We start from the raw sequence: 25,783 nt of genomic DNA on the forward strand, positions 1-25,783 counted from the left end.
GCATGGTAGGAATTATAATGGGAAGCACCAGCGATATGCCGGTGATGCAAAGTGCAATAGACGTATTAAAGCAATTAGGCATTGAGACCGAAGTAGATATCGTGTCTGCCCACCGCACGCCAGATAAGCTTTTTGACTATGGAAAAAACGCCCACGAGCGCGGTATTCAGGTCATCATTGCAGGTGCTGGCGGCGCAGCTCACTTACCCGGAATGATCGCCTCGCTGTCTCCCCTGCCGGTAATTGGTGTTCCTGTAAAATCCCGAAATTCAATTGATGGCTGGGATTCGGTACTTTCAATCCTGCAAATGCCCGGTGGAGTACCGGTTGCTACTGTAGCTCTTGATGGAGCTCAGAACGCCGGGATTCTTGCCGCACAGATTTTAGGTGCTTCAGATAAAGGGATACGCGATCGTATTTTAACCTATAAAGAAGGGCTTAAAGAAAAGGTGATCGCAGGAGCGGCATCGCTTAAAAAATAAAAAGAGCCGTGTAAAACACGGCTCTTAATAGACTGTCTGGGTGAAATTATATGTATTTATTAACCATTCTAAATATTATTAATCAAACCTTCTACAACAGATCTATGCTAATATTTTTGTTAGGTAATGCAAAGTTAAAGTAAAATTTTGGTTGCATTCGTTAAAACAATCATATTTATAGCTTAAATACATAATATTCATAAACACTACTGAAAAATTGAAAAATTCAGAAAATATATTACTTAAAGATTTCGATCTCGTACCATTTGGCTCGTTTTCAGACACCGACTATAAAGAGGCGATTCTTGACGGCATTGATAAAGCACGAAAAGAGATCGATGAAATCACTCAAAATAACCAAGCACCTGACTTTGAAAACACCATCGCTGCGCTCGACTTTGCCGGTCAACATTTGGATCGTGTTACCAGCGCCTTTTTCAACATCAACAGTGCCGAGACTAATGAGACCATTCAGAACATTGCACAGGAAGTTTCTCCACTTTTATCTGAGTTCTCAAACGACATCACCCTCAACGAAGCCTTGTTTAAACGGGTAAAAGCCGTTTATGATTCGCGCGAGACTTTAGACCTCAACCGCGAACAACAGGTTCTTTTGGAGAAAAAATACAAGGGATTTGCCCGTAATGGCGCCAATTTACCTGAAGAAAAAAAAGCACGCTTACGCGAAATAGATACCCAACTCTCAAAGCTTGCTCTCACTTTTGGTGAAAATATCCTTGCGGAAACCAACAAGTTTGAACTGCATATTACTGAGGAAAAAGACCTTGCCGGTTTACCGGAAAGCACCATAGAATCTGCTGCACAAACGGCCGAAGAAAAAAATAAGGAAGGCTGGATTTTCACGCTTGAATATCCCAGCTATATTCCGTTTATGAAGTATGCTGAAAATCGCGAACTGCGCAGGCAGATGGCTATTGCCTTTGGAGCTAAGGGTTTTCATAGCGATAAGCTTGACAATCAGGACAACGTACTCAAAATCGTAAACCTGCGTCACGAACGCGCTAATCTGTTAGGCTATAAAACGCACGCGCATTTTGTTCTGGAAGAGCGTATGGCCAAAAGTCCTGAAAACGTAAACCGCTTTCTGGAGGATTTGCTTGCAAAAGCGAAACCGGCCGCCGAGCGTGAGTTTAAACAACTGGAACATTTCGCCAAAGAACGTGACGGCATTGAGCAGTTGGAAAAGTGGGACAGCGCATACTATTCTGAAAAGCTAAAGCAACAACTTTTTGAACTGGATGACGAACTCCTGAAACCCTATTTCAAACTCGAAAACGTAATTGAAGGCGTCTTTACTGTTGCCAAAAAACTCTATGGTTTGCGTTTTGTAGAGGTTTTTGATGTACCCAAATACCATAAAGATGTCAAGACCTATCAGGTTTTTGATGAGATGGACAATTTTATGGCGATTTTCTATGCAGACTTCCATCCACGTCCCGGGAAACGCGGCGGTGCATGGATGACCCAGTACAAAGGTCAGTTTAAGAAAGATGGCCAAAATGAGCGTCCTCACGTTTCTAACGTGTGCAACTTCACCAAACCTACCCCATCAAAACCTTCATTGTTGACGTTTAACGAGGTCACAACTTTGTTTCACGAATTTGGTCACGGTTTACACGGAATGCTCGCCAATACCACCTATCCCAGTTTATCAGGACCATCGGTGTTTTGGGATTTCGTAGAATTGCCCAGTCAGATTTTAGAAAACTGGTGCTATGAGCCGGAAGCTTTGGAGCTCTTTGCTAAACATTACGAGACCGGTGAAACCATCCCGATGGTGCTCATCGACAAAATTAAGAAAGCTGCCAACTTTCAGGAAGGGATGCAAACCCTGCGTCAGTTGAGTTTTGGTATTTTAGATATGTCCTGGCACGGGGCAGACCCCAGCGGCATAACCGATGTAAAAGCACACGAACTTGCAGCTTTTGAAAACACCAAACTCTATCCTGATGTAGCCGAAAACTGCATGAGCGTCTCCTTCTCCCATATTTTTCAAGGCGGATATTCAAGTGGATATTACTCCTATAAATGGGCCGAAGTACTGGATGCAGACGCTTTTGCCTACTTTAAGGAAAATGGTATTTTTAATGGGGAAGTCGCCCGTAAATTCAGGGATCACATTTTGTCGCAAGGCGGCACCGAAGATCCAATGGTACTATACAAACGTTTCCGCGGAAAAGAACCGAATCCCGAGGCCTTGCTGAAAAGGGCAGGACTGGTGAAGTAGTACGTTAATGGTTAATGGTTAGTGGTTTTACAAAACTTTTAACCATTAACTTTTTACCTCTTATCTATTTTTCAACTCAATCCACTTACTCATAAACTTCGAAGCTTGTAGTGATTGGTGCCAAAGCATAGCACCGGTAAAATTGTGAAGGCGGTGATCAGCTAGATTTTCTTTGAGGTGGTTGAGCCTTTCGGCGAAAACAGGTTGCCAGAACTCGGCTTGAAATCGTGAATTGATGATTTTGACTCCCTTAGTTTGAGCTTCCTGCCAGCTTACGGGATTGGTATAAAAATTTACCGCGGCTTTTGCAAAAGTTTCAGGCGTATCGCTAATGCTTCCACTAAATGCGAGATTGCCGTGCATCCCTTCCGCTCCAACCTGACTTGTTACTGCCGGAGTACCGCATTGCATCGCATCAAGCAATTTTCCTTTTAATCCTGCGCCGGTAAGCAAAGGTGCCAGTAAAACACGTGCATCTTCAATCACTTTGTGAGCACTTTCGGCTCTGCCAAAGACATAAAAATGCTCTTTAGGATTATGCAGTTGGGTATGCTTTTCTGCGGGATACGAACCATATACTCGCATTTCGGCTTCCGGGAGTTGTCTGCGAATTAAGGGCCAGATTTCAGTCTTGAGATAGCGCACCGAAAACCAGTTGGGCTCGTGCCTAAAATTCCCGATGGTGACAAAATGCTTTCGGTCTTTAAAGGATTTCCAATTCCGGATCTCTTCGTCCTGAATCGCATCAACCATAAACGGAAGATAGAGCAACTGACCGGCAGGCACTCTGAAAAAATCCTGAAGCAATTGCATCTCATATTCTGAAATAACCAACGTGAGATCACAACGGTAGATGCTGGCTATTTCACGTTTGGCAAAGTCGTTATGCAAATACGCTTGTGAAAAAGCCTTACCGTCTTTTAGAGCGGCCTCACGTCCTTTCCGCAGACCGTGCAGGTCAATGGTTTCTAAAATACGTAAAGCCTGCGGACATTGCTCCTGAACGCGCCAGCCGTATTGCTCTTCAATCACAAACTTGTCAAACAAAACCAGATCAGGATTGAGTTCGCTTAGATACGCATCAAATGATGCATCGTTAAGTTTAATCTCTTTTGTGGAAACATTTTGGCTTTCCAGATCTTCAGAAAGTGGCGTTTTACCGGCTGCACAGGCAAAATGCACCTCAAAACCTACATTTTGCAACATTTTGAGCAGCTGCATTATACGCGTTCCCGCAGCAGATGATACGGGTTCAGGCCACACGTTACCTAGGATTAATGCTCTCATAACGCAAATATAGTTTTCTTCTGATTAAAAAAACTTTCATATATTATTGAAACTTTAAAATAGTTTACTATATTTGAACTATGGAATTTAAAGAAGCAAAAGAACAATTTCTACAAACCTGGGGAGCATTGGGCTCGCAATGGGGTATCAATAAGACGATGGCGCAAATTCACGCCTTGCTTATGATTTCACCAGACTCCCTTTCCATGGAAGAAATTATGGAAGAGCTTCAGATTTCCCGGGGGAATGCCAGTATGAACCTGCGCGGACTCATTGATTGGGGTATTGTTTACAAGGAGTACAAACCCGGAGAACGCCGTGAATATTTTAAGGCCGATCAGGATGTCGATTCGCTGGCACGAAAAATTGCTATTGAACGCAGTAAGCGCGAGATTCAGCCTACACTGCGAGTCCTCGAAGATGTGCGCAACTTTGATGAGAATACAAGCAAGGAGGCGCAAAAATTCAAGCAGAAAACGCAAGAGCTCTACGATTTTGTAAGCAGAGCCGATACGATGCTCGAAAAAATCACCAATCAAAAAGAAAACTGGGTAACCAAAACGATTATGAAATTAATGACCTAATATTTTTTTTTAATTAATTTCAATATTTTCTGAAAGTTTAAAAGTTTTATGATTTCAAAACAGATACATATCGCCATCAATTTTCTGATTGCTCTCGTTTGGTTGGTAAACGGTATTTACTGCAAAATCCTGAATGCAGTGCCACGTCATCGCCAAATCGTTGATAATATACTCGGGGCCGAATATGGAGAGGTTATGACTAGTGCTATTGGCTTTTCTGAAATACTTATGGCATTATGGATTCTAAGCGGATTCAAAAGACCTTTAAACGCTTTTTTTCAAATTACAGTAATCGTGCTCATGAATATTTTGGAATATATTCTTACTCCCGAATTATTGTTTTGGGGACGATGGAATATTCTTTTTGCCGCTGCATTCTGCATTCTAATCTATTTCAATTATTGGATGAATACTAAAATTAATAACTATGAACTGGACACTTAAAAATCATCCATTTGCAGTTGAGGCATTTTTCAAGCACTCTATAGTATTGACTTTCGCTTTACCAAAAGAGAAGCTTATTTCCAGAATACCTTCGACCATCAAACTAGACACCTATAATGATCAGTATGGGTTTGTTGCTGTTGCACTGGTAGATACCAAAAATCTAAGACCGAAAGGATTTCCCAAATTTTTAGGAAATGACTTTTTTCTTATTGGCTATCGCGTTTTTGTACGTTACACCAATAAAGCCGGCAAAAATTTACGAGGTCTGTACATTCTAAAATCAGAAACCAATAAAAAAAGAATGGAAAAAGCTGGAAATACGTTTACGCACTATAATTACACCACTACAGATATTGAGCAAAACATATCAAATGACATTATAAAAATAGCATCGAAAAAGTCCGATTTTGATTTTTCAATAGCTTTTAATCCAGAGGCTCAACTTCCGCAAAATTCACCTTTTCTAAACTGGAAAGAAGCACGACGATTTGCTGGCCCATTGCCTTTCACTTTTACTCAAGAAAAAGAAAAAGAAGTACTTATAATCGAGGGAGTCCGCCCTAACTGGAAACCTCAACCTGTAGATGTCCTAGACTATAACTTTTCATTTTTTGAAAATCAAAACCTAGACTATCCGGTTTTGGCTAATGCGTTCATAATACAAGACATCCCCTATTACTGGAAAAAAGGAAAATTAGAATCATGGAACTAAAACGAAGACCTTTTCAAGGAGTGTTAAACATCCTAAGCTTCAACCGGCATTTTTACATATTCGGTTGTATCGCACTAGCATTGCTTCTGAGTCTGTACAGCTTTATGGGTTTGCACTCCGCCATTTTCTGGATTACCATCGGTGCATTTGCTTACGGCCTTCTTATGCCTCTGATCGTATCTGCTTACGTGTATGATCTTTCCGGATATTATGATCTGAAATGGCTAAAAAATCTAAATATAAACGAGGAAGAATTTAAGCATATTGTAAATATGAACGCAGGCTTTGACGAAACCAGTTTTTTACTTGAAGATAAAATTCCAAATGCAGAGTTGCGTGTATTTGACTTCTACAATGCCAAACAACATACCGAGGCTGCGATTACAAGAGCCCGAAAAATAAGCCTGACCTACCCTAATACGCTTTCTATAAATACATCCAAAATTCCGCTACAAAACCAATCTGCTGATGGTATTTTTCTACTCTCAGCGGCACACGAAATAAGAGATAACACTGAAAAGATTGAATTTCTGAAAGAGTGTCATCGCATAAATAAATCAAATGGAAACTTAATAATAGTTGAACATCTGCGTGATCTACCGAATTTTCTGGCGTTTACGATAGGTTTCACTCATTTCTACAGCAAAAAAACCTGGCTTAGTGTACTCCAGAAAGCTGGTTATTCAACTATAAAAGAGTATAAATTCACTCCCTTCTTATCAATTTTTACAGCTCAACCTTAAATCTCAGGTTATGGAAATACACATTCAAATAATAGGTTCGATTTTAATCTTACTAGCCCTGGTTCACATTATATTCCCGAAATACTTCAACTGGAGGCTTGAATTGATAAACCTGAGTTTGATCAATCGTCAGATGATGACTACTCATACCTTCTTTATTGCATTAACGGTATTTCTGATGGGCTTGCTGTGTATCAGTCAAAGTCATTCTCTAACCAGCACCGATTTAGGAAAAACAATCTGCCTGGGTTTAGGTATCTTCTGGCTGGTACGCTTGTTTTTTCAGCTCTTTATATATTCTGCTAAGCTTTGGAGAGGTAAGACTTTTGAAACAATCGCACACATTTTCTTTACACTGTTTTGGACCTATATGAGTGTCGTTTTTATGTTTGTTTCTTACCCATAAAAAACCCCGCAAATAGCGGGGTTTTTACTTTAACTGACCAGTCGGTCTTACATATACTCCTCAATTGGTGCACAGGTACAAATCAGGTTACGATCCCCAAAGGCATCATCTACGCGACGCACGCTTGGCCAAAACTTGTTATCTGCCACATACTCCAGCGGATACGCTGCCTGCACGCGGGTATAGGGTAAATCCCAGGTATCTGCAGTAAGCATACTCAGGGTATGCGGAGCATTTTTCAAAACATTATTTGGTTCGTCTGCAGAAGCTGCGTCAATTTCCTTACGGATGTTGATCATCGCATCGCAGAAACGATCCAGTTCTGCTTTGCTTTCACTTTCGGTAGGCTCAATCATCATAGTTCCGGCAACCGGGAATGAAACGGTTGGCGCGTGGAAACCGTAATCGATCAAACGCTTAGCGATATCTACAACCTCAATTCCGTTTTCTTTAAAAGGTCGGCAATCAATGATCATCTCGTGTGCAGCACGTCCCATCTCTCCCGAATACAAGACGTCAAACTTTCCTTTTAAACGCTCTTTGATGTAATTGGCATTTAAAATAGCGGCTTCAGTAGATTCTTTAAGTCCCGTTGCACCTAACATTTTGATATAGGCATAGCTGATCAAACAAACCAAGGATGAACCCCAGGGTGCGGCGGAAATAGCTGTAATCGCTTCCTCACCTCCGGTTTTTATTACCGGGTTTCCGGGTAGAAAAGGCACCAACTGCTCTGCCACACAAATAGGACCAACACCAGGACCACCACCTCCGTGAGGGATCGCAAAGGTCTTGTGCAAATTAAGGTGACATACGTCTGCCCCAATTTTGCCGGGATTGGTTAAGCCCACCTGTGCATTCATATTGGCACCGTCCATATAAACCTGACCACCGTGCTCGTGAATGATTCCGGTGATTTCCTGAATGGCGCTTTCGTACACCCCGTGCGTGGAAGGATAGGTCACCATTAGCGCAGCCAGATTGTCTTTATGCTGCTCCGCTTTTTCGCGTAAATCATCTACGTCAATGTTTCCGGCGTCGTTAGCTTTAGTAACCACGACCTGCATTCCGGCCATTACTGCACTTGCAGGATTGGTTCCGTGGGCTGATGATGGAATTAAACAAATATTACGATGAGATTCGCCGCGGCTTTCGTGATAGGCTCTGATTACCATTAAACCGGCATACTCACCCTGAGCACCTGAATTCGGCTGCAAACTGGTCGCGGCAAAACCGGTGATTTCGGTAAGTTGATCCTCGAGCTTTTTCAAAACGTACTGATAGCCTTCAGCCTGATTTACGGGTACAAATGGATGTATACCCCCCCAACGTGCATCACTAAGCGGAAGCATTTCGGCAGCCGCATTCAGTTTCATCGTACACGACCCTAGAGAAATCATACTGTGATTTAAAGAAAGGTCCTTACGCTCCAGCTTTTTGATGTACCGCATCAACTCGGTTTCTGAGTGGTAGCTGTTAAACACCTCATTCGTCATAAACTCGCTCTCGCGTTGTAATAAATCAGGAACTGCGTTGAGTTCTTTTAAAGCCTCAAGATGGGTGAATTCTTTCCCTAAAGCTTCAGCAAAAACTGAAATGATTTTATTGAGATCAGCAAGACTGGTAGCCTCGTTTACCGCAATAGAAACGGTATCCTCGTCGGGATAATAGAAATTAATTTCGTTAGCCTCAGCATAAGTACGTACGGTTTTGGCATCTGCCTTAACCCGAATGGCATCAAAATACCCGCTGTTCAACTGGTACAAACCTAAGTTTTCCAAAGCATCTGTAAGGGTTGCTGCGGTACGGTGAATTTTGGTAGCGATATACTGCAAACCTTTTGGCCCGTGATACACTCCGTACATTCCGGCCATAACAGCAAGAAGTACCTGTGCGGTACAAATGTTTGAAGTAGCCTTATCACGCTTGATGTGCTGCTCACGGGTCTGTAGCGCCATGCGCAGTGCGCGGTCGCCGTTCATGTCTTTACTCACCCCGATGATACGCCCGGGAATGTTGCGCTTGTATTCGTCACGTGTGGCGAAGTAAGCTGCGTGCGGACCACCATATCCCAGTGGAATACCAAAACGCTGCGTGGTACCCACCACTACATCTGCTCCCAGTTTACCGGGAGCTTCAAGTAATACAAGACTCATCAAATCTGCTGCAACAGCAACTTTGATGTCCAGATCGTGTGCTTTTTTGATAAAGCCAGTATAATCGTGAATCTCTCCGGTTGCTGATGGATACTGAATCAAAGCGCCAAAGAATTCATCACTAAAATCAAATTCCTGGGCGCGACCCACCACAAGCTCTACTCCTACCGGAATCGCGCGCGTTTGCAATACCGAAAGCGTCTGTGGAAAAATATCTTTGTCAACAAAAAATTTGGAGGTTCCGTTTTTCTTTTGATCGCGGGTACGAACGCCTGCAAGCAAGGTCATCGCTTCAGCCGCTGCAGTAGCTTCATCAAGAAGTGAAGCATTTGCCAGTTCCATCCCGGTAAGATCGGCCACCATAGTCTGAAAATTGAGCAAGGCTTCTAAACGTCCCTGAGCAATCTCAGCCTGATACGGAGTATAAGCCGTGTACCAGCCCGGATTTTCTAAAATATTTCGCTGAATAACCGCAGGAGTCTTTGACTCGTGATACCCCAGACCAATATAGGTTTTAAACAATTTGTTTTTGTTTGCAAGGGCGTTGATATGCGTAGCATATTCGTACTCACTCAAAGCGGGTTCCAGATTAAGGGGCTTCTGAAGCCTAATACCATCGGGCAGAGTCTCGTAAATTAACTGATCAATACTAGCTGCACCAATTGCTTCAAGCATTTGCTCCTTTTCCTCTGGTCTTGGCCCTATATGCCGCAAAGCAAAAACATCTGTTCTCATATACAATTTTGTGTTTTTTTTAATGCCGCAAAATTACAATTTCACAACCGATTATTTGAATATGCAGATATTAGTTTTTAACCACCGGAATCAGTTATCAACACATGCTTTAACTTTAGGCCGTGAAGCACCTTAAAGCTCTTTTTGATTTCTACATCAACAGCAGTTTGCACGTATCTCTCGCCGTGCTTTCTCTGGTATGGATTACCGAAATTCAACTGGCATTAAACCCGCAACCCCTGCTCTACGGATTTGTGTTTTTCGGTAGTATTACGGGCTATAATTTTGTAAAGTACGCGGCACTGGCCGGTTTACACCACAGGCATCTTACCCAAAGCCTTAAAAGCATCCAGACGTTTTCATTGCTTTGCTTTCTGGCATTTTGCTATTTTGCCTTTCAGTTTGATTGGGTTTTCTGGTTGTATTGCATTCCGCTGGGAATATTGACGCTTCTATATGCTATCCCGTTTTTGCCCCACAAAAAGAATTTACGCAGAATCCCTACCTTAAAAGTCTTCATTATCGCCGCGGTCTGGGCAGGAGTAACGGTTTATCTTCCGGCAATCAGCGCAGATCGTTTAGACTTTTCGGTTATGATCCTTTTTGCGCAGCGTGTATTGCTGGTTTTGGCATTAATGATTCCTTTTGAGATACGCGATCTTACCTATGATGCTTTAGCGCTGAATACCCTGCCTCAGGTTTTAGGCATAAAAAAAACCAAACTTCTGGGTTTGGTCTTGCTCGTGGGGTTTGTGTTTTTAGAATTTTTTTATCCGAAAAACCAAACCGGAATTACTGTAATCACCTGCATTATGGGATTTATAACCGCTTTTTCCATTTTAAAAGCAACAACACATCAGTCTAGCTATTACGCATCTTTTTTCGTTGAGGGAATCCCTGTTTTATGGTGGTTAATGTTGCTCGCCTTTTGCCAGCTCACGCTCTAATTCTTCGCGGATACGCTTTTTACATTCCTCAGGCATTTGCTTGCACTTGGGATCTTTCATCAGCCTGGTAAGTTTTGCATTACGCTCTGAATAATCTGCGCAATGTTTACATATCAAGTTGTGAAAGCGTACTTTCAGTTTATCAAAAAAGGAGGCATCATCATACTGCCCTTTATCACAAAGGTGCCCGGCTTTTTTACAATCTACAAATAGTTTCATCGTTTATAACCAGTTTTCTTCTAAGCAACTTGCCAGTGCTGTACGGGCTCGGTGAATGATTACCCACAGATTAGACGGCGTGATATTAAATTCTTTACAAATAGTTTCGGTATCCTGACCCTCAATGGTCTTTTTCTTGAAAATCGCGGCCTGCTTTTCAGGCAATTTATCGATACAGGCATAGATCGCCACGCCTAGCTCGGTATTTTCCAAATCATCTTCGGCAGTACGATCAAAAGGATCTGCTACGCGCTCTTCAAGCCAGTCACCTCCTTCTTCGTCATCGGTATAATTAACCCGAACCTCTGCCTTTCCTTTTTTAGAATTGATTTTGCGGTAGTAATCTATAATTTTTCGCTTTAAGATCGAAATCAGCCATGTGCGCTCACTGGCTTCCCCCTTAAAGTTCTTCATCGACTTTAAGCCCGCCAGGAAGGTTTCTGAAATGATATCTTCAGCCACCTCCTTATCGTTTACCTTCACAATTGTGTAATTGTACAGGTAATCTGAATATTTATCCACCCATTTTGTGGGATCGAGTTGGTGGTCTGCCATAATAGAATTATAGATCATGCTGTCGCGACGCAAATTTAAACAAATAAGATCGAGTTAAACCCCATAAGCCGCATTTTCAAAAACCAAAAATAAAGCCTTGCCATTGCAACACAACTCTTACTTTTGCGATTACAAATTTGTAACCTGCTTCCTGTGTACGAAAAAACCTTTCCCAATAAACGTTTTGCCATCACGGCAGCCTTTTTAAAAGAAGTGCTTCCGCCCGGCAGCAGCATTCTGGATCTTGGAGTTGAAAATCCGTTTTCTGAGATCATGAAAAAAGAGGGTTATCAGGTAACCAACACAAGCGGAGAAGATTTAGACCTGTACACAAACGCGGTGCAAAACACCGATGCAGATGCGGTTACCGCTTTTGAAATTTTCGAACATTTACTCGCTCCCTTTAATGTGCTGAAGGATATTAAAGCCGATAAACTCGTGGCCAGCATTCCGCTTAAACTGTGGTTTGCCCCTGCTTATCGCAGCAAAACCGATCAATGGGACAGGCATTATCACGAGTTTGAAGACTGGCAGTTTGACTGGCTTTTAGAAAAGTCGGGCTGGGAAATCAAAAAACGCAAACAGTTTACGCATCCTGTAAAAAAACTGGGTTTACGCCCGCTTTTGCGCCTGTTTACACCGCGCTATTATTTAATTTACGCAGAGCGGAAATGAGAATAGCTGTCATTATACCGGCGTATAACGAGGCCGATTTAATCGCAAAAACGCTCGACTCGCTTTTGGCTCAAAGTTATAAAGCCGAAATCATCATCGTGGTTGATGACGGAAGCACAGACGATACTCCTAAAATCATCGCTTCCTATTCTGAAAAGCATCCGGAAATACAGTTGGTTGAAAAAAATTCGGAAGCTGCCCACCTCCCCGGAAGTAAAGTCGTGCAGGCTTTTAACTACGGCCTGAAGCATTTGAAAAGCGATTATGACCTGCTGTGCAAGTTTGACGCAGACTTGATTTTTCCCGCTGATTATCTAAAAACCGTAAATCAGGCATTTGAACAAAACTCAGAGCTCGGGATGTACGGCGGTTTTTGTTATGTAGAACGCAACGGCAGCTGGGAACTCGAAAACCTCACCAACAAAGATCATATACGCGGTGCCCTTAAATGCTATCGCAAAGCCTGCTTTGAAGCCATTGGCGGACTCAAAACCGCGATGGGATGGGATACGCTAGACGAACTTTTGGCACAATACCACGGCTGGGAAGTGGCCACCAATACTTCTTTGCAGGTAAAGCATCTCAAACCAACCGGGCATACCTATTCGGCTAAAGCCAAATACAAACAAGGCGAGGCATTTTATGGAATGCGCTATGGTTTTATCCTTACCGCGATTGCTTCGGCAAAACTGGCGATGCGTAAAAAGAGCCCCAAGCTCTTTAAAGAGTATCTGGCCGGATACTTTAAAGCACAAAAAAAACACCTTCCCTTTTTGGTCACAAAAGAAGAAGGTGCTTTTATTCGTAAGCTCCGCTGGAAAAAGATCCAGGAGAAATTATTCTAAAACCTCAGCGATCACTTTGCCGGTGGTCCCATTAGGAAATTCAATACCTAAAAGTGCGGCGATGGTAGGCGCGATATCCGGAATTTCGGTAAGCTCGTAGGTTTTCCCTTTTTTGATTCCGGCTCCGTAAAACAAGAGCGGCGCGTGCGTATCATAGGAAAATGCTGAGCCGTGCGTAGACCCGGTACGTGAATAACTGATTACCCCGGGATCAAGTACCAGAAACACATCTCCGCTACGCTTTTGGTTAAAACCTTTCTGAATCAAAGCCCCAACACCGCTGGTATAATTGGCCTGATTGAGTTCGGCGCGGGTGTATACTTTATCCATAAGATCGTATTGCAGGGCAAAATGCGCGATTTTTTGCTGAAGCGCTTCGGCATTGATTTCTGCCGCGGCAAGATTTTCATAATTGAAAAACACCTGATAATTTGAAATATCTTCAATCAAATCTTCTTCTCCATATTCAGAAACGACAAACTCATTTAGTGCAGTTTCAAAAGCCCGATTATCAAAATAGCCTGACGGGATTTTATTAGCACTCAAATACGCCGGAACATTGACCGCCCCATGGTCTGCGGTTAAGAAAACGGTATAATTGCCTTTACCTACTTTTTGATCTAAAGCATCAAGCAGACGCTCCAGATCGAGATCGAGGCGCACGTACATATCTTCAACTTCCTTCGAATTGACTCCGAAATTGTGACCTACATAATCGGTCGCGCTGTAACTCACCGCCAGGAAATCGGTATCTGAATCCTGACCTAAGCCTTCGGCATCAAGAGCCTCTAGTGCAAAGTCGGTAGTCAGATTGTTTCCATAAGGAGTTGATTTTAAAAGCGAATAGCCTCCGTTCTGTTCAGCTAATTCCGCCAGGTCATATGGAAAAACAGCATCCTCCTTACCTCTGAATCCGCCTTCATACGTATTGAGATCGTCCCCGCTTTCGATATAATTTTCAATAGGTTTTAGGGTATTCCATTCTTTCAGGTAACTTTTCGCTTTCGCGGAAGCGTTAAAATCCTGAACCCATTTTGGTAATTCGTTCATATACCAGGTACTGGTAATCCACTTGCCTTCGTCACCACCTTCAAACCAGTAGGCCGCATTGGCCGTATGACCCGCCGGAAGGATTGCCCCGCGGTCTTTCAGCGAAATACCGATAGTCTTACCGCGCATTTGGGTATGCAAACGGTTTTGGTCTGTAACCGTCGTCGTAAGCATACGATGCGGCGACATCTGCCCCGCAGGGCCGTCAATCCCAACTGAAGCTACCGTGGTATCGCCTGCGCAATAGACCTGCTGCTTTTCAAATTTGTTGTACCAGTTGTTTGAAATGATACCGTGATTGGCCGGTGTAGTCCCGGTGTAAATAGAAGCATGACCCGGCCCTGTGTAGGTGGGTACATAATTAAAATGATTGTTGCGGCACTCAAAACCGTCTGACATCAGGCGTTTAAAACCCCTGTCACCAAATTGCGCTTCAAAACGGGTGAGGTAGTCAAATCGCATCTGATCAACGACAATACCTACCACTAATTTGGGCTTCTGAGAGGCAGTCTGCGCGTTAGCGGGCTGAAACCCCAGCGCAGCAAGACCAAAAAGAAGCATTTTAATGTTTTTAAATTTCATAATCTGCAGTTTTACCTTGCAAAACTAAGGCTTTAGACCAATAATAAGATTAAGTTAATCTTAAATAGCCTTCCCGTCTATTTTTGCTATTTTTAAAGCTGAAAAATACACTATGGGATACCTGAAAGAGATCGGTGCTTATTTTATGATGATTAAGGGTGTTTTTATAAAACCTACGAAAACATCTGTACTTAGAAATCTTATTTTAAAAGAAATTGACGACCTGATTATCGGCTCGCTGGGTATTGTTTGCTTTATTTCGTTTTTCGTGGGTGGTGTGGTTGCGATTCAAACCGCATTGAATATGGACAACCCTATTCTACCTAAATCCCTCATTGGTTTTGCTTCAAGACAATCTATCATTCTTGAGTTTGCGCCTACCTTCATTTCGATCATTATGGCCGGAAAGGTGGGGTCATTTATCACTTCGAGCATAGGAACGATGCGGGTTACCGAACAGATAGATGCGCTCGAGGTAATGGGGATCAACTCGCTGAATTATCTGGTTTTCCCAAAAATCATCGCGATGCTATTCTATCCCTTTGTAATCGCAATTGCGATGTTCCTGGGTATATTAGGAGGTTATGCAGCAGCGGTTTTCGGCGGGTTTGCCACTGGAGATCAGTTTATACAGGGGCTTCAGGAAGATTTTGTGCCGTTTCAACTGGTTTACGCATTTATAAAGACCTTTATTTTTGCCCTTTTACTGGCGACCATTCCTTCCTATTTTGGATATTATATGAAAGGTGGAGCTTTAGAAGTTGGTAAAGCCAGTACCACCTCTTTTGTATGGACGAGTGTGTTTATCATTCTCTCAAACTATTTAGTCACCCAATTACTTTTAAGCTAATGATTGAAGTTAAAGAATTAAAGAAAGGATTTGGTGGTGACGAACTCGTTTTAAAAGGTATTTCGACCACGTTTGAGAAAGGCAAAACCAATTTGATCATTGGCCAGTCTGGCTCGGGTAAAACCGTGTTTTTAAAATGCCTGCTCGGGCTTTTCAGACCTACGGAAGGGAAAATTGTGTACGACGGTGAGGCCTATTCTGAACTGTCTTCAGAAAAGCAACGTACCCTGCGTGAGCAAATGGGAATGGTTTTTCAAGGGAGTGCGCTTTTTGACTCGATGACGGTTGAAGAGAACATCATGTTTCCGCTTAAAATGTTTACCAAACAGCGTAAAGCCGAACGTCGCGAGCGTGCCAACGAGGTAATCAAGCGCGTAAACCTCATCAATGCAAACAATAAATTACCTTCTGAGATTTCGGGGGGTATGCAAAAACGGGTGGCTATTGCACGGGCTATTGTAAATAACCCAAAGTATTTATTTTGTGATGAACCTAACTCGGGTCTTGACCCGCGTACGGCAACCCTTATTGATAATCTGGTACAGGAAATCACACACGAATATGATATCACTACCATTATCAACACCCACGATATGAACTCGGTAATGGAAATTGGAGAGAAAATTGTCTTCCTTCAAAAAGGACGCTTAGCCTGGGAAGGGTCTAAAGAAACCATTTTCAGAACCGACAATGAGGATGTGACCAACTTCGTGTATTCTTCAGATCTTTTCAAAAAAGTACGGGAAGCGGTTATTAAAGAGCATCAATAACGGGCGATGGCTAAGGTATCCAACTGATATTTTAGCTTTAACCAGGTTTTGAGTTTTTGTTCTTCCTTGCGCTTCTGAGCTTCAGTCAATGAAGGCTTCCATTCAATCATAAAAGTTGGGATCGTATCGGCCTTTTCAAAATTGGTATTAATCGTATTTGAAAAACCAAAGCGCTCAATATCCTCGTAATTCACGTGTACTTCTTCACTCAGACTCTGAAACGGTAAAGCCGCCGACTTAAGTCGGTTTAATTCATTTTCCAAAAGCAAAATCTGCTGATTTTTATCTGCGATGGCCTGCTGGTTGTTTGCGTACAAATCCTCGAGGATTCCGGTTTTAACCTGATTACTTAACTGTTCTGCCATGGCTGTGCTTTGGTCAGCTCCCTGATTGATGCGCAATTCGGCAATTGTGAGTTTGGGATTTGCAGCAAATTCTTCCTTCCATTTAGCAATGGTGCTTTTAGGAACCAGGTTCCCGATAAGAAACAATTCTACCTTCTTTCCCTTATAGTCAATATTGGGGCTGAGAATCGAAGTGCCGTCGTGCGTGATGGTTTCTTCCACAAAATTGGTAGCCTCATTTTTAAATACCTGCTCTTTATACAGATTGTAAAACAAGAACATACTGGGCACCATAACAACAATCCCTATCGCCGAAGCCATCTGACTGATGAAGCGTCGCCTTCTGGAATTGGCGTATTTCACCATCGGGAAACCCAGCAATTTAGAAACTACAAAAGTCGACAGCGCTATAAACACGGCATTGATGGAGAATAAATATAAGGCTCCGGTTGCATAAGCCCCGTTACCTATCGCCAGACCATAGCCCACAGTACACAGGGGCGGCATCAAAGCAGTAGCGATTGCAACACCAAAGATCACGCTGGCAATCGTACCTTTTTTAGTCTTGGCCACGATAAGTGCCAAACCACCAAAAATAGCTACCAAAACATCCAAAATAGTAGGATAGGTTCTTCCTAAGAGCTCTGAGTTGTCTGCTTTAAGCGGAATAAGTAAAAAGTAAATAAAAGCTGTGAGTACACTCAGGGAAACCATCACCGCCAGATTGATCATAGATCGCCGAAGCATTTCGACATCATTAATCGCAAGAGAAAGACCTATACCCACAATAGGACCCATAAGTGGCGAGATTAACATCGCACCGATGATAACTGCTGTACTGCCTACGTTGAGACCAATACTGGCCACAAAAATGGCAAAAATGAGAATCCAGGCATTGTGCCCTTTAAACGAGATGTCCTTTTTAACCGCTTCAATGGTAGAATCACGGTCGGTATCGTGACGTATGTCTAAAAGCTCTGATAAAAATACGCGTGTATTTTGCCACAGACTTTTAGCATCACGCTTTACAGCTTCGTTAGAAACCTTTTCAGAACCCGATGAATTTGAATTATCCCGTTTTGATTGATCTTCCATGAATTGATTTAAACTAAATCTTCCCCGAATTGTTCAGCCACTGCAGCTCGCATCAATTTTACGTCCTGCTCTTTGGCTTTTGGCATAATCACCAAAACATCCTTACTGTCTACAATGATATAATCTTCAAGGCCTTCAACAACTACGATCTTTCCTTTATCTGAGCGAATCAGGTTACCGCGGACATCTTTTTTGATGCAACGGGCATTGACCACTACATTTTCAGTCTCATCTTTTTCCAGATTGTCGTAAAGTGCACCCCAGGCTCCCAGATCGCTCCAGTCAAAAGTTGCCGGGATTACGCCCACATTTTTACTCTTTTCAAGAATACCGTAGTCGATACTTATGTTTTCGGCTTTGGCATAATTCTCTGCGATAAAAGCTGCTTCAGCATCCGTATTTAAAGCGTCATAACCCGAATTAAACAGCGCATACATCTCAGGCAGGTATTTTTCAAAAGCCTGAATAATCGCTTTAGCGCTCCAAATGAAAATTCCGGCATTCCATGAGTAATTACCTTCTGCCAAAAACTGCTTTGCCGTCTCATAATCGGGCTTTTCTTTAAAAGCCTGTACTTTTTTTACTTCCGAATCGCCTGAAGTATATTGAATATAACCATATCCCGTATGCGGAAAAGTAGGCTGAATTCCTAAAGTCACAAGAAGCAATTCATCGGCAGTATCCTGCTCGCAAGCTTTAAATCCGGTCTCCAGATCATTAAGAAAGGAGTTCTCATCCTCAATCCAGTGGTCACTGGGCGCAACGATCATCACTGCATCGGGATTATTTTTGTAAATCTTAAGTGCGGCCAAAAGAATACAGGGTGCGGTGTTACGCATAGCCGGCTCCAGAACAATATTTTGATCTTTTACCTTAGGTAATTGCTCATTGACCAGAGCTTTGTATTTTTCATTGGTGAGTACCAAAACATTATCTGCAGGTACCGTTTGAGACAATCTCCCAAACGTACGCTCAATGAGGGTTTCCCCGGCACCTAAAATGTCGTGGAATTGCTTCGGATAATTGGCTTTACTCAAAGGCCAAAAACGGGAACCAACTCCCCCGGCCATAATTATTGCGTAATAATTGTCGTTTTTAGTCATGTGCTTATTTTAAAAGTTCGACCTCTGCATTAGGCTGAAACAAATAAATTTTTCCCGTTTCGGTTTCTTTGCATTCATACCGCTTTACAACACGGTTGCCTTTTTGAAAAATCTTACCGTTATAAATCTTAAAAAAACTTCCCTGAGGAATTTCAAATATATAGTTTTTATCACTAGGCGGATCAAATTCTTTAAGCGCCAAAGACAAACGAGCATCAGTATCACTGCTCGCTTTGGGGTTTTTAAAGTGATTTGCGATAAGCGGCAAAAGTTGCTTCGGAAAGATCTCAGGCCTTATAAATGGAAGCATAAGCTTTTGAAAAGTAAATTTCCATTCGTTACCATGCGGCTTGATGCGACTGCCAAATTTCTTAAAAGCCACCAGATGCGCGATCTCGTGTATGAGCGTAATGAGAAACCGATATTTATTAAGATTGGAGTTTACTGTAATCTGATGACCCCCACCCGGCATTTTGCGATAATCGCCATGGCGGGTTACCCGCTCATTTACAATTTTGAGGTGCACCCCAAAGCTTTTGATCAGCTCAAAGACCGGATCAACCGCCTGCTCAGGTATGTATCGCGCCAAAATTGTTTTCATCAGGGTGTAGAAGCCGAAACCTGTAAAACCTTACCGTTGTAGAATTTATGTGCAGTTAGGGCAAAATTTGCAATATATGCTGCCATTTCATCGGGTTGAAGAGGCGCCTGATATCCCGGAAACGCTTCTTCAAGCATTTCGGTTTGAACCGCTCCAAGTGCCAATACGTTAAAAGCGATACCCTGTTCCTTATACTCTTCGGCCAGTAATTCGCTGAGGGTAATTACCGCCCCTTTACTCGAACTATACGCAGCCAGCCCCGGAAACTTGGCACTACCCTGAACACCACCCATACTGCTTATGGTAAGCACGTGCGAACCGGCATTCATAAAAGGCAATACCGCCTGTGTCAATTGAGCTACACCAAAAACATTCACTTCGTATACCCTTTGGAAATCAGCTGCGCTGAGCTTTTCAAAAGGTTTATTCACCAAAGCACCGGCATTGTGGATCAGCGCATCAACAGTTTGCCATTCTTTTTCAATAAATGTTGCCACCTTACTTAAATCTTCCTCAGAAGATAAATCGAATGACAAAGCCGTAACATTGTTAAGTTTAAGATCAATACAGGGTTTTTCATTTCGCGAAAGCGCTAAAACCTGATGCCCCTGTTCTGCCAGTTGTTTTACCAGCTCGATACCTATGCCACGGCTGGTTCCTGTAACTATAATACGTTTACTCATTCCAGATGATTTCCTGATTTGGGGTGGTTAAAATTCCCTCAAGACCGGGAATTAATTGATTGGCTACGTTAGCCATATGCTCATAATTCATTAGGGAAGCTTCATCCCCAACTTTGTGATAATGATCAAAATTGGTGAAGTCAAACGTTGAAACCGTCTGAGCAGGAATTTTAAACACCTGGTAGAAAGCATAATTATCGCTGCGCTTAAACAGGTTGTATTGTTTGGCCTGTGGCAAGAATCCCAAGACCTTTGCTCCCGCATAGGCATTGAATTGCTCTGCCATATTGCTGTTTTCATACCCCGTAAGATACAGGGTGTAGTCTTTAGCAGCCATAGGCAAACCTACCATCTCAACATTAAACATCACGTAAGGAGTGATCGACGTGCTTTTTAAACGTTCGGCAAGATGCGCAGATCCCAGCAATCCCATTTCCTCCGCAGAAAAAAGTGCAAATAAAATACTGCGCTTGTTTGTTTTCGCCTTCGCGAAATAACGCGCTAAAGCCATTACGGTAGCAGTACCTGAAGCATTATCATTAGCCCCGTTTGCGATAACATCACCGTTTTCGGCCTGAGCAGTACCAATATGATCGTAATGCGCGCCAATAATGACGTACTCCTTTTTAAGTTCAGGGTCTGTGCCTTCTAAAACACCAACCACATTGAAGCCTGATTTTCCTTTGGCATCGAATTTATCACGGTATGAAGTAAAATAGGGTTGCACCCCGGCATCCTGAAAGGTTTTGATGATGTAGGTGGCAGCCTCGTCAATTTCCAGAGTTCCGGTTTCACGACCCTTTAAGGCATCTGAAGCTAAAAACTCCACATCTTTTTGAAGCGCTTCAGGCGAAATGTATTGCTTAAAATCTCTTGCTTTTGGCAGTTTCTCAGTCGGCTTAAACAGGACTTTTTCAGTCCCATTGTTGGCAGGTACGGTATACCCATTTGAAGCATTCTGGGCTGCGCCCTCGTCAACGGGCTTTACCGGACTCGTACTTCCGCAGGCGATCAAAAGAGCGCTGCAAGCTCTTAAAACTAATTTTCTCATAAGTTTCAATATAAAAAATCCCGCCAATATAGACGGGATTTGTATAGTATAAAAATTACATCAGCATTAAGCCAGCATCAATACCGGATTCTCGATGTAAGTTTTTAAGGTTTGTAAAAACTGTGCTCCGGTCGCACCGTCAATAGTACGGTGGTCACAGGCCATAGATAAAGTCATCGTGTTACCCACTACGATCTGACCGTTTTTAACCACAGGCTTTTCAATAATCGCACCTACAGACAGGATCGCTGAGTTAGGCTGGTTGATGATTGAAGTAAAGTTTGTGATTCCAAACATTCCCAGGTTAGAAATGGTAAAGGTACTACCCTGCATTTCTTCGGGTTTGAGTTTCTTGTTACGGGCTTTCCCGGCAAGTTCCTTAACCTCAGCGTTGATTTGCTGTAATGATTTCTCATTTGCAAATTCAACCACAGGCACAACTAATCCATCCGGTACGGCGACAGCCACCCCGATGTGTACATGGTGATTGAGACGCATCTTGTCGTCAAACCACTGTGAATTCACTTGAGGATGTTGTTTCAAAGCAATTGCAACTGCTTTGATAATCATATCGTTAAATGAAACTTTAGTATCGGGAAGTTGATTATACTGACTGCGGAAAGCAATCATATTTTCCATATCAAACTCCACGTTCAGGTAATAATGCGGAGCTGTGAATTTAGATTTACCTAAAGACTTGGCGATCGCCTTACGCATCTGAGAGTTGTTTACATCCTCATAGCTTTCTTCACCGGTCGCAACAAATTGCTGTACGCCACCACCTGAAGCTGCAGGAGTATAATTCTCAATATCTTTGCGCACCACGCGGCCATTCTCACCACTACCTGAAACTTTGGCCAGGTCAATGCCTTTTTCTTCTGCTAATTTTTTAGCCAAAGGCGAAGCAAAAATACGTCCGTCGCTTGAAGAAGTATTGGTCGAAGCCGGCTTGCTTTCCTGCTTTTTAGGCTCTTCTTTTTGTTTAGGCTCTTCCTTTTTAGGTTCGGCTTTAGCAGATTTTTCTTCTTTCTTAGGAGCTTCTTCTTTTTTAGCAGCCTGCTTTTTAGAACCGCCAGATTTAGCACCATCGATTACTCCGGAAACATCAGTTCCCTCAGGACCAATGATGGCCAAAAGCGAATCTACTTTTGCAGTCTCGCCTTCCTGAATACCAATATGAAGTAGCGTTCCCTTATAGAACGACTCAAACTCCATCGTAGCCTTATCAGTCTCGATCTCGGCAAGTATATCTCCTTCTTCTATTTTATCTCCTTCTTTTTTCAACCATGAAGCTACAGTACCTTCTTCCATGGTGTCGCTTAAACGGGGCATAGTAACCACCTCAACACCTTCCGGCACTTCTGAGCTACTGCCAGAGTCCTCTGCAGCATCGTCATCTGAATCTTCGGAAGAATCATCAGAATCTTCTTCTTTCACTTCAGCGTCAGCATCATCGTCGGTATCTTCTGATTTTTCATCATCAGAGCCCGAGTCTGCACTTCCGTCAAGAAGACCCGAAATATCTTCACCCTCGTCGCCAATAATGGCAAGCAGGGCATCAACTTTTGCGGTTTCTCCTTCCTGTATTCCTATGTGTAAAAGTGTTCCTTCGTAGAAAGACTCAAATTCCATCGTGGCTTTATCTGTCTCAATCTCTGCAAGGATATCACCTTCTTCTACTTTATCTCCTTTTTTCTTTAGCCAGGATGCAACGGTTCCTTCTTCCATTGTATCGCTAAGGCGGGGCATCTTAATTACTTCTGCCATGATTTATTCAGGTTTATGTGCTAAAAATGGATAGTCTTCCTGCTCGTAAACCACATCGTACATGATGTTAGTTTCAGGGAAATCGCTCTCTTCAGCAAATTTTTCGCATTCGGCAACACGTTTCTTAACGCGCTTGTCAATCGCTTTCAATTCTTCTTCGGTAGCATATTTTTTCTCTAACAAAATATCTTTAACCTGAGTAATCGGGTCAATTTTTTGATATTCTGCCACCTCTTCTTTAGTTCGGTATTTTTGAGCATCACTCATCGAGTGACCTCTGTATCGATACGTTTTTAATTCTAGGAATGTAGGACCGTCTCCTCTACGTGCACGGGCTATAGCTTCATCAAAAGCTTCAGCAACCGCCACCGGATTCATCGCATCAACAGGACCGCAAGGCATCTCATAACCTAAGCCCAGTTTCCAGATATCCTCGTGGTTTGCAGTACGCTTTACCGAAGTCCCCATCGCATAACCGTTGTTCTCAACGCAGAAAACCACCGGAAGCTTCCAGTTCATCGCCATATTAAACGTCTCGTGAAGCGAACCCTGACGCGCAGCACCGTCACCAAAAAAGGTAAGGGTCACGCCGTCTCGTTTAAAATATTTATCTCCAAAAGCAAGACCGGCACCCAGTGGGATCTGCCCACCTACAATACCGTGACCGCCATAAAAACGATGCTCTTTTGAGAAAATGTGCATAGAACCACCCAATCCCATAGAAGTTCCGGTTTTTTTACCGTACAATTCTGCCATAACGCGTCTGGGATCTTCTCCCATACCTATAGGCTGCACGTGGTTACGGTATGCCGTAATCATTTTATCTTTGGTAAGATCCATCGCGTGCAGTGCTCCTGCCAGTATCGCTTCCTGACCGTTGTACAGATGCAGGAATCCGCGTACCTTTTGCTGAATATAGACTTGTGCTAACTTATCTTCAAACTTGCGCCAGAAGGACATCTCCTCATACCAATTCAGGTATACTTCTTTTGTGATTTCTTTCATTAATAATGGGTTTATCGATACCTCCGCTGTTTAAAACAACGAAGCACAAAAATAGTATATTCAAAAGGAAGTGAGAAAGCCTTTCACTGAAAAAATAACCAGAAGCAATGCCCGGGCAGGCTTTGAGACAAATTGGGCAAAAAGATTGTTTTATTGCAGATTTATAAGAATTTCTGCGTAAAAAGCAACGGAAGTAAATTTTCTACAGAATCACTCTTTAAGATAGCCCCGCTACCACCTCTAAAATAGACGGCAATAGGCTTTTCCTGCTTCACTTCATACTCGGCAAGTGCCTGTCTGCAAGCTCCGCAAGGCGGAATAGGAACCGGGGTATCTTTAGATTTGGCTTTCGCCGAAATAGCCATCATCAGGATTTCCACATCGGGATAGTTTGCACCTGCGTAATATACCGCAGTACGCTCTGCACATAAGCCTGAGGGATAGGCCGCGTTTTCCTGATTATTCCCTTTGATGATTTCACCATTAGCAAGCAAAAGCGCCGCACCCACATGAAAATTAGAATAGGGTGCATAAGCCGATTCGCGCGCTTCTACAGCAGCCTTAAAAAGGTTTTGTACCTGATCGGGAAGCTCTTCGAGTTGCTCGAAACGCTCCAGACTGAGTTCTATTTTAAATGATTTTCCCAAAATTAGTATTCGGTATATTCTTCCCCGAAGCTAAACGTTAGCCCTAGACGCAGCGTGTTTTCCAGGGGATTTCGCACCTGAGAGGTAGAGAATAAATAGGAGACATCAACATCTATGGAGGTATATTTAAATCCAAGCCCCAGCGTCCCAAACTTACGGGCACCCTTTAAATCACTTTCATTAAAATACCCCATTCTAAAGGCAAACACATCGTCATATTTATACTCTGCTCCTAAAGACCAGGTAACTTCTTTTAATTCTTCACTAAAGCCATTTGGCGCATCGCCAAAAGACTGAAACATACCTTCCAGAAAACCTATAGCCTGATATTCCTCTGCATCTGTACCATCAATATCTCCGTCGTTATTAAAATCCTGCGGAGAAGGAACTAATAGTTTATTAAACTCAAGTCCTACCCCAATCACATTATAAGGATCCAGAATAAAATCAAAACCGCCTCCAAGTCTCAAATTAGTAGGCAAAAAGTTTTCCTGACCTGCCTCATCGTATTTTATTTTGGGGCCTATGTTTGAAATATTGAAACCACCCCGCCAGCGCCCGTCAAAGTCGTTGTAGGTGATTTGCTCAGACTGGTAAAATCCCGCTATATCGACACCAATAGAACCCGCTGCACTGGCATCTTCATCACTTACCTGAAGTTTTAAATCACTGCGTAAATACCTTCCGGTAACAGACATGGCAAAGCGATCACCAAGACGAAGCGCGTAGGAGACGTCAAGGGTAAATTCATTCGGACTTAAAATAAGCGGATTATTTAATTCTTCGGGTGATGGGTTTGAACTTTGAACAGACTCTATATCTCCTAGCCCAAAATACCTGAAACTACCCGCAAAGGCACTGCGGTCATTAATACGATTGTAATACGTGATTTGCCCTAAAAAAATATCATCTACAATTTGATTGAGATACGGAGTATAGCTAAATCCCACTCCCTGCTGGCGCTCAATAAAAGCATATTTAGCAGGATTCCATTGCTGGGAATAGGCATCAGCTCGGGTGGCTACACCCTGATCTCCCAAACCTGCGGCCCTGGCGTCTGCCGCAATAGCCAAAAAAGGAACACCCGTAGTGATGGGTCTACCTTCTACCTCCTGAGCAAACACCGATACCTGTAACGTGGAAAAAAAACCTAGCGCGAGTAAAAATTTATTCATTTAATAAGGCGTGTGTTGA

General features: G+C 42.8%; 26 protein-coding genes. 12 read left to right on the forward strand and 14 right to left on the reverse strand.

Features of this window, described 5'->3' with window-relative positions:
• Positions 1-2: 2 nt before the first annotated feature.
• Both purE and LLW17_RS07390 read left to right on the forward strand, forming a co-directional pair.
• Complete coding sequence (gene purE / locus LLW17_RS07385) at positions 3-482, forward strand: 5-(carboxyamino)imidazole ribonucleotide mutase (protein WP_228229612.1); 480 nt, start codon at positions 3-5, stop codon at positions 480-482.
• Between the two features lie 217 nt (positions 483-699).
• The gene (locus tag LLW17_RS07390) at positions 700-2,730 is read left to right on the forward strand and encodes a M3 family metallopeptidase (RefSeq protein WP_228229613.1); all 2,031 of its coding nucleotides are present in this window, start codon (positions 700-702) and stop codon (positions 2,728-2,730) included.
• Positions 2,731-2,790: 60 nt separating this feature from the next.
• On the opposite strand, the gene LLW17_RS07395 is transcribed toward LLW17_RS07390, so the two are convergent.
• Positions 2,791-4,017 (reverse strand): glycosyltransferase family 4 protein, encoded by a 1,227-nt coding sequence (locus LLW17_RS07395; protein ID WP_228229614.1) that lies wholly within the window; start codon positions 4,015-4,017, stop codon positions 2,791-2,793.
• An 80-nt stretch (positions 4,018-4,097) separates the two neighbouring features.
• Here LLW17_RS07395 and LLW17_RS07400 point away from each other — a divergent pair, with 80 nt between their 5' ends.
• The 5 genes from LLW17_RS07400 to LLW17_RS07420 are packed head-to-tail and all read left to right on the forward strand — an operon-like array spanning position 4,098 to position 6,909.
• Positions 4,098-4,601, forward strand: a complete 504-nt coding sequence (locus tag LLW17_RS07400; protein ID WP_228229615.1) for a GbsR/MarR family transcriptional regulator — start codon at positions 4,098-4,100, stop codon at positions 4,599-4,601.
• A 48-nt stretch (positions 4,602-4,649) separates the two neighbouring features.
• Entirely contained in the window at positions 4,650-5,045 is a 396-nt protein-coding gene (locus LLW17_RS07405; protein ID WP_228229616.1) for a DoxX-like family protein, read from the forward strand.
• On the forward strand, positions 5,029-5,760 hold the full coding sequence (locus LLW17_RS07410) for a DUF2071 domain-containing protein (protein ID WP_228229617.1): 732 nt from the start codon (positions 5,029-5,031) through the stop codon (positions 5,758-5,760). Before LLW17_RS07405 ends, LLW17_RS07410 begins: the two co-directional genes overlap by 17 nt.
• Positions 5,751-6,503, forward strand: coding sequence for a methyltransferase domain-containing protein (locus LLW17_RS07415; RefSeq protein WP_228229618.1), 753 nt, complete (start codon positions 5,751-5,753; stop codon positions 6,501-6,503). The genes LLW17_RS07410 and LLW17_RS07415 overlap by 10 nt, the downstream gene beginning before the upstream one ends.
• A 10-nt stretch (positions 6,504-6,513) precedes the next feature.
• Positions 6,514-6,909 carry a hypothetical protein gene (locus LLW17_RS07420; protein ID WP_228229619.1) on the forward strand — a complete coding sequence of 132 codons (396 nt, stop codon included), beginning with the start codon at positions 6,514-6,516 and terminating at the stop codon, positions 6,907-6,909.
• Positions 6,910-6,956: 47 nt separating this feature from the next.
• Here the strand turns inward: LLW17_RS07420 and gcvP are convergent, their stop codons facing one another.
• On the reverse strand, positions 6,957-9,800 hold the full coding sequence (gene gcvP, locus LLW17_RS07425; protein WP_228229620.1) for an aminomethyl-transferring glycine dehydrogenase: 2,844 nt from the start codon (positions 9,798-9,800) through the stop codon (positions 6,957-6,959).
• A 122-nt stretch (positions 9,801-9,922) separates the two neighbouring features.
• On the opposite strand from gcvP, the gene LLW17_RS07430 reads away from it, so the two are divergent.
• Positions 9,923-10,747: a UbiA prenyltransferase family protein gene (locus LLW17_RS07430; protein WP_228229621.1), complete on the forward strand. Its 825-nt coding sequence runs from the start codon at positions 9,923-9,925 to the stop codon at positions 10,745-10,747.
• On the opposite strand, the gene LLW17_RS07435 is transcribed toward LLW17_RS07430, so the two are convergent.
• Together LLW17_RS07435 and LLW17_RS07440 are read right to left on the reverse strand one after the other, a co-directional pair.
• Positions 10,712-10,966 carry a hypothetical protein gene (locus tag LLW17_RS07435; protein ID WP_228229622.1) on the reverse strand — a complete coding sequence of 85 codons (255 nt, stop codon included), beginning with the start codon at positions 10,964-10,966 and terminating at the stop codon, positions 10,712-10,714. The two genes, LLW17_RS07430 and LLW17_RS07435, sit on opposite strands and share 36 nt — an antisense overlap.
• A gap of 3 nt (positions 10,967-10,969) precedes the next feature.
• Complete coding sequence (locus tag LLW17_RS07440; RefSeq protein WP_228229645.1) at positions 10,970-11,521, reverse strand: sigma-70 family RNA polymerase sigma factor; 552 nt, start codon at positions 11,519-11,521, stop codon at positions 10,970-10,972.
• A gap of 153 nt (positions 11,522-11,674) precedes the next feature.
• Between LLW17_RS07440 and LLW17_RS07445 the strand changes: the two genes are divergently transcribed.
• Positions 11,675-12,196, forward strand: a complete 522-nt coding sequence (locus LLW17_RS07445; RefSeq protein WP_228229646.1) for a class I SAM-dependent methyltransferase — start codon at positions 11,675-11,677, stop codon at positions 12,194-12,196.
• Entirely contained in the window at positions 12,193-13,041 is an 849-nt protein-coding gene (locus LLW17_RS07450; protein ID WP_228229623.1) for a glycosyltransferase family 2 protein, read from the forward strand. The genes LLW17_RS07445 and LLW17_RS07450 overlap by 4 nt, the downstream gene beginning before the upstream one ends.
• Here the strand turns inward: LLW17_RS07450 and pafA are convergent.
• Positions 13,033-14,652 carry an alkaline phosphatase PafA gene (gene pafA / locus LLW17_RS07455; RefSeq protein WP_228229647.1) on the reverse strand — a complete coding sequence of 540 codons (1,620 nt, stop codon included), beginning with the start codon at positions 14,650-14,652 and terminating at the stop codon, positions 13,033-13,035. The genes LLW17_RS07450 and pafA overlap by 9 nt on opposite strands.
• A gap of 133 nt (positions 14,653-14,785) precedes the next feature.
• On the opposite strand from pafA, the gene LLW17_RS07460 reads away from it, so the two are divergent.
• Both LLW17_RS07460 and LLW17_RS07465 read left to right on the forward strand, forming a co-directional pair.
• A complete protein-coding gene (locus LLW17_RS07460; RefSeq protein ID WP_228229624.1) occupies positions 14,786-15,523 on the forward strand; it encodes an MlaE family ABC transporter permease in 738 nt (245 codons plus the stop codon).
• A complete protein-coding gene (locus LLW17_RS07465) occupies positions 15,523-16,293 on the forward strand; it encodes an ABC transporter ATP-binding protein (protein ID WP_228229625.1) in 771 nt (256 codons plus the stop codon). Before LLW17_RS07460 ends, LLW17_RS07465 begins: the two co-directional genes overlap by 1 nt.
• Here LLW17_RS07465 and LLW17_RS07470 read toward each other — a convergent pair.
• The 9 genes from LLW17_RS07470 to porV form a co-directional block, all read right to left on the reverse strand.
• Positions 16,287-17,732: a DUF389 domain-containing protein gene (locus LLW17_RS07470; protein WP_228229626.1), complete on the reverse strand. Its 1,446-nt coding sequence runs from the start codon at positions 17,730-17,732 to the stop codon at positions 16,287-16,289. The genes LLW17_RS07465 and LLW17_RS07470 overlap by 7 nt on opposite strands.
• Positions 17,733-17,740: 8 nt before the next feature.
• Positions 17,741-18,835, reverse strand: coding sequence for a mannose-1-phosphate guanylyltransferase (locus LLW17_RS07475; protein WP_228229627.1), 1,095 nt, complete (start codon positions 18,833-18,835; stop codon positions 17,741-17,743).
• A gap of 4 nt (positions 18,836-18,839) precedes the next feature.
• The gene (locus tag LLW17_RS07480) at positions 18,840-19,436 is read right to left on the reverse strand and encodes a SprT-like domain-containing protein (RefSeq protein WP_228229628.1); all 597 of its coding nucleotides are present in this window, start codon (positions 19,434-19,436) and stop codon (positions 18,840-18,842) included.
• A complete protein-coding gene (locus tag LLW17_RS07485) occupies positions 19,436-20,119 on the reverse strand; it encodes an SDR family NAD(P)-dependent oxidoreductase (protein WP_228229629.1) in 684 nt (227 codons plus the stop codon). Before LLW17_RS07485 ends, LLW17_RS07480 begins: the two co-directional genes overlap by 1 nt.
• Positions 20,112-21,170: a M28 family metallopeptidase gene (locus LLW17_RS07490; RefSeq protein WP_228229630.1), complete on the reverse strand. Its 1,059-nt coding sequence runs from the start codon at positions 21,168-21,170 to the stop codon at positions 20,112-20,114. The genes LLW17_RS07485 and LLW17_RS07490 overlap by 8 nt, the downstream gene beginning before the upstream one ends.
• 66 nt (positions 21,171-21,236) lie before the next feature.
• Entirely contained in the window at positions 21,237-22,937 is a 1,701-nt protein-coding gene (locus LLW17_RS07495; protein WP_228229631.1) for a pyruvate dehydrogenase complex dihydrolipoamide acetyltransferase, read from the reverse strand.
• Between the two features lie 3 nt (positions 22,938-22,940).
• Positions 22,941-23,942 carry a pyruvate dehydrogenase (acetyl-transferring) E1 component subunit alpha gene (pdhA, locus tag LLW17_RS07500; RefSeq protein WP_228229632.1) on the reverse strand — a complete coding sequence of 334 codons (1,002 nt, stop codon included), beginning with the start codon at positions 23,940-23,942 and terminating at the stop codon, positions 22,941-22,943.
• A gap of 161 nt (positions 23,943-24,103) precedes the next feature.
• Positions 24,104-24,589, reverse strand: a complete 486-nt coding sequence (locus tag LLW17_RS07505; protein ID WP_228229633.1) for a cytidine deaminase — start codon at positions 24,587-24,589, stop codon at positions 24,104-24,106.
• 2 nt (positions 24,590-24,591) lie between these two features.
• A complete protein-coding gene (gene porV, locus LLW17_RS07510) occupies positions 24,592-25,764 on the reverse strand; it encodes a type IX secretion system outer membrane channel protein PorV (protein WP_228229634.1) in 1,173 nt (390 codons plus the stop codon).
• Positions 25,765-25,783: the final 19 nt, after the last annotated feature.

This window comes from Leeuwenhoekiella parthenopeia (assembly GCF_020782115.1).
Taxonomy (GTDB): Bacteria; Bacteroidota; Bacteroidia; order Flavobacteriales; family Flavobacteriaceae; genus Leeuwenhoekiella; species Leeuwenhoekiella parthenopeia.

Bases quoted from the DNA above. Each gene is read 5' to 3' on its own strand.
- purE (WP_228229612.1), top strand. From the start codon at position 3: ATGGTAGGAATTATAATGGGAAGCACCAGCGATATGCCGGTGATGCAA.
- LLW17_RS07395 (WP_228229614.1), bottom strand. From the start codon at position 4,017: ATGAGAGCATTAATCCTAGGTAACGTGTGGCCTGAACCCGTATCATCT.
- LLW17_RS07400 (WP_228229615.1), top strand. From the start codon at position 4,098: ATGGAATTTAAAGAAGCAAAAGAACAATTTCTACAAACCTGGGGAGCA.
- LLW17_RS07405 (WP_228229616.1), top strand. From the start codon at position 4,650: ATGATTTCAAAACAGATACATATCGCCATCAATTTTCTGATTGCTCTC.
- LLW17_RS07410 (WP_228229617.1), top strand. From the start codon at position 5,029: ATGAACTGGACACTTAAAAATCATCCATTTGCAGTTGAGGCATTTTTC.
- LLW17_RS07415 (WP_228229618.1), top strand. From the start codon at position 5,751: ATGGAACTAAAACGAAGACCTTTTCAAGGAGTGTTAAACATCCTAAGC.
- LLW17_RS07420 (WP_228229619.1), top strand. From the start codon at position 6,514: ATGGAAATACACATTCAAATAATAGGTTCGATTTTAATCTTACTAGCC.
- gcvP (WP_228229620.1), bottom strand. From the start codon at position 9,800: ATGAGAACAGATGTTTTTGCTTTGCGGCATATAGGGCCAAGACCAGAG.
- LLW17_RS07435 (WP_228229622.1), bottom strand. From the start codon at position 10,966: ATGAAACTATTTGTAGATTGTAAAAAAGCCGGGCACCTTTGTGATAAA.
- LLW17_RS07440 (WP_228229645.1), bottom strand. From the start codon at position 11,521: ATGGCAGACCACCAACTCGATCCCACAAAATGGGTGGATAAATATTCA.
- LLW17_RS07450 (WP_228229623.1), top strand. From the start codon at position 12,193: ATGAGAATAGCTGTCATTATACCGGCGTATAACGAGGCCGATTTAATC.
- pafA (WP_228229647.1), bottom strand. From the start codon at position 14,652: ATGCTTCTTTTTGGTCTTGCTGCGCTGGGGTTTCAGCCCGCTAACGCG.
- LLW17_RS07460 (WP_228229624.1), top strand. From the start codon at position 14,786: ATGGGATACCTGAAAGAGATCGGTGCTTATTTTATGATGATTAAGGGT.
- LLW17_RS07465 (WP_228229625.1), top strand. From the start codon at position 15,523: ATGATTGAAGTTAAAGAATTAAAGAAAGGATTTGGTGGTGACGAACTC.
- LLW17_RS07470 (WP_228229626.1), bottom strand. From the start codon at position 17,732: ATGGAAGATCAATCAAAACGGGATAATTCAAATTCATCGGGTTCTGAA.
- LLW17_RS07475 (WP_228229627.1), bottom strand. From the start codon at position 18,835: ATGACTAAAAACGACAATTATTACGCAATAATTATGGCCGGGGGAGTT.
- LLW17_RS07480 (WP_228229628.1), bottom strand. From the start codon at position 19,436: ATGAAAACAATTTTGGCGCGATACATACCTGAGCAGGCGGTTGATCCG.
- LLW17_RS07485 (WP_228229629.1), bottom strand. From the start codon at position 20,119: ATGAGTAAACGTATTATAGTTACAGGAACCAGCCGTGGCATAGGTATC.
- LLW17_RS07490 (WP_228229630.1), bottom strand. From the start codon at position 21,170: ATGAGAAAATTAGTTTTAAGAGCTTGCAGCGCTCTTTTGATCGCCTGC.
- LLW17_RS07495 (WP_228229631.1), bottom strand. From the start codon at position 22,937: ATGGCAGAAGTAATTAAGATGCCCCGCCTTAGCGATACAATGGAAGAA.
- pdhA (WP_228229632.1), bottom strand. From the start codon at position 23,942: ATGAAAGAAATCACAAAAGAAGTATACCTGAATTGGTATGAGGAGATG.
- porV (WP_228229634.1), bottom strand. From the start codon at position 25,764: ATGAATAAATTTTTACTCGCGCTAGGTTTTTTTTCCACGTTACAGGTA.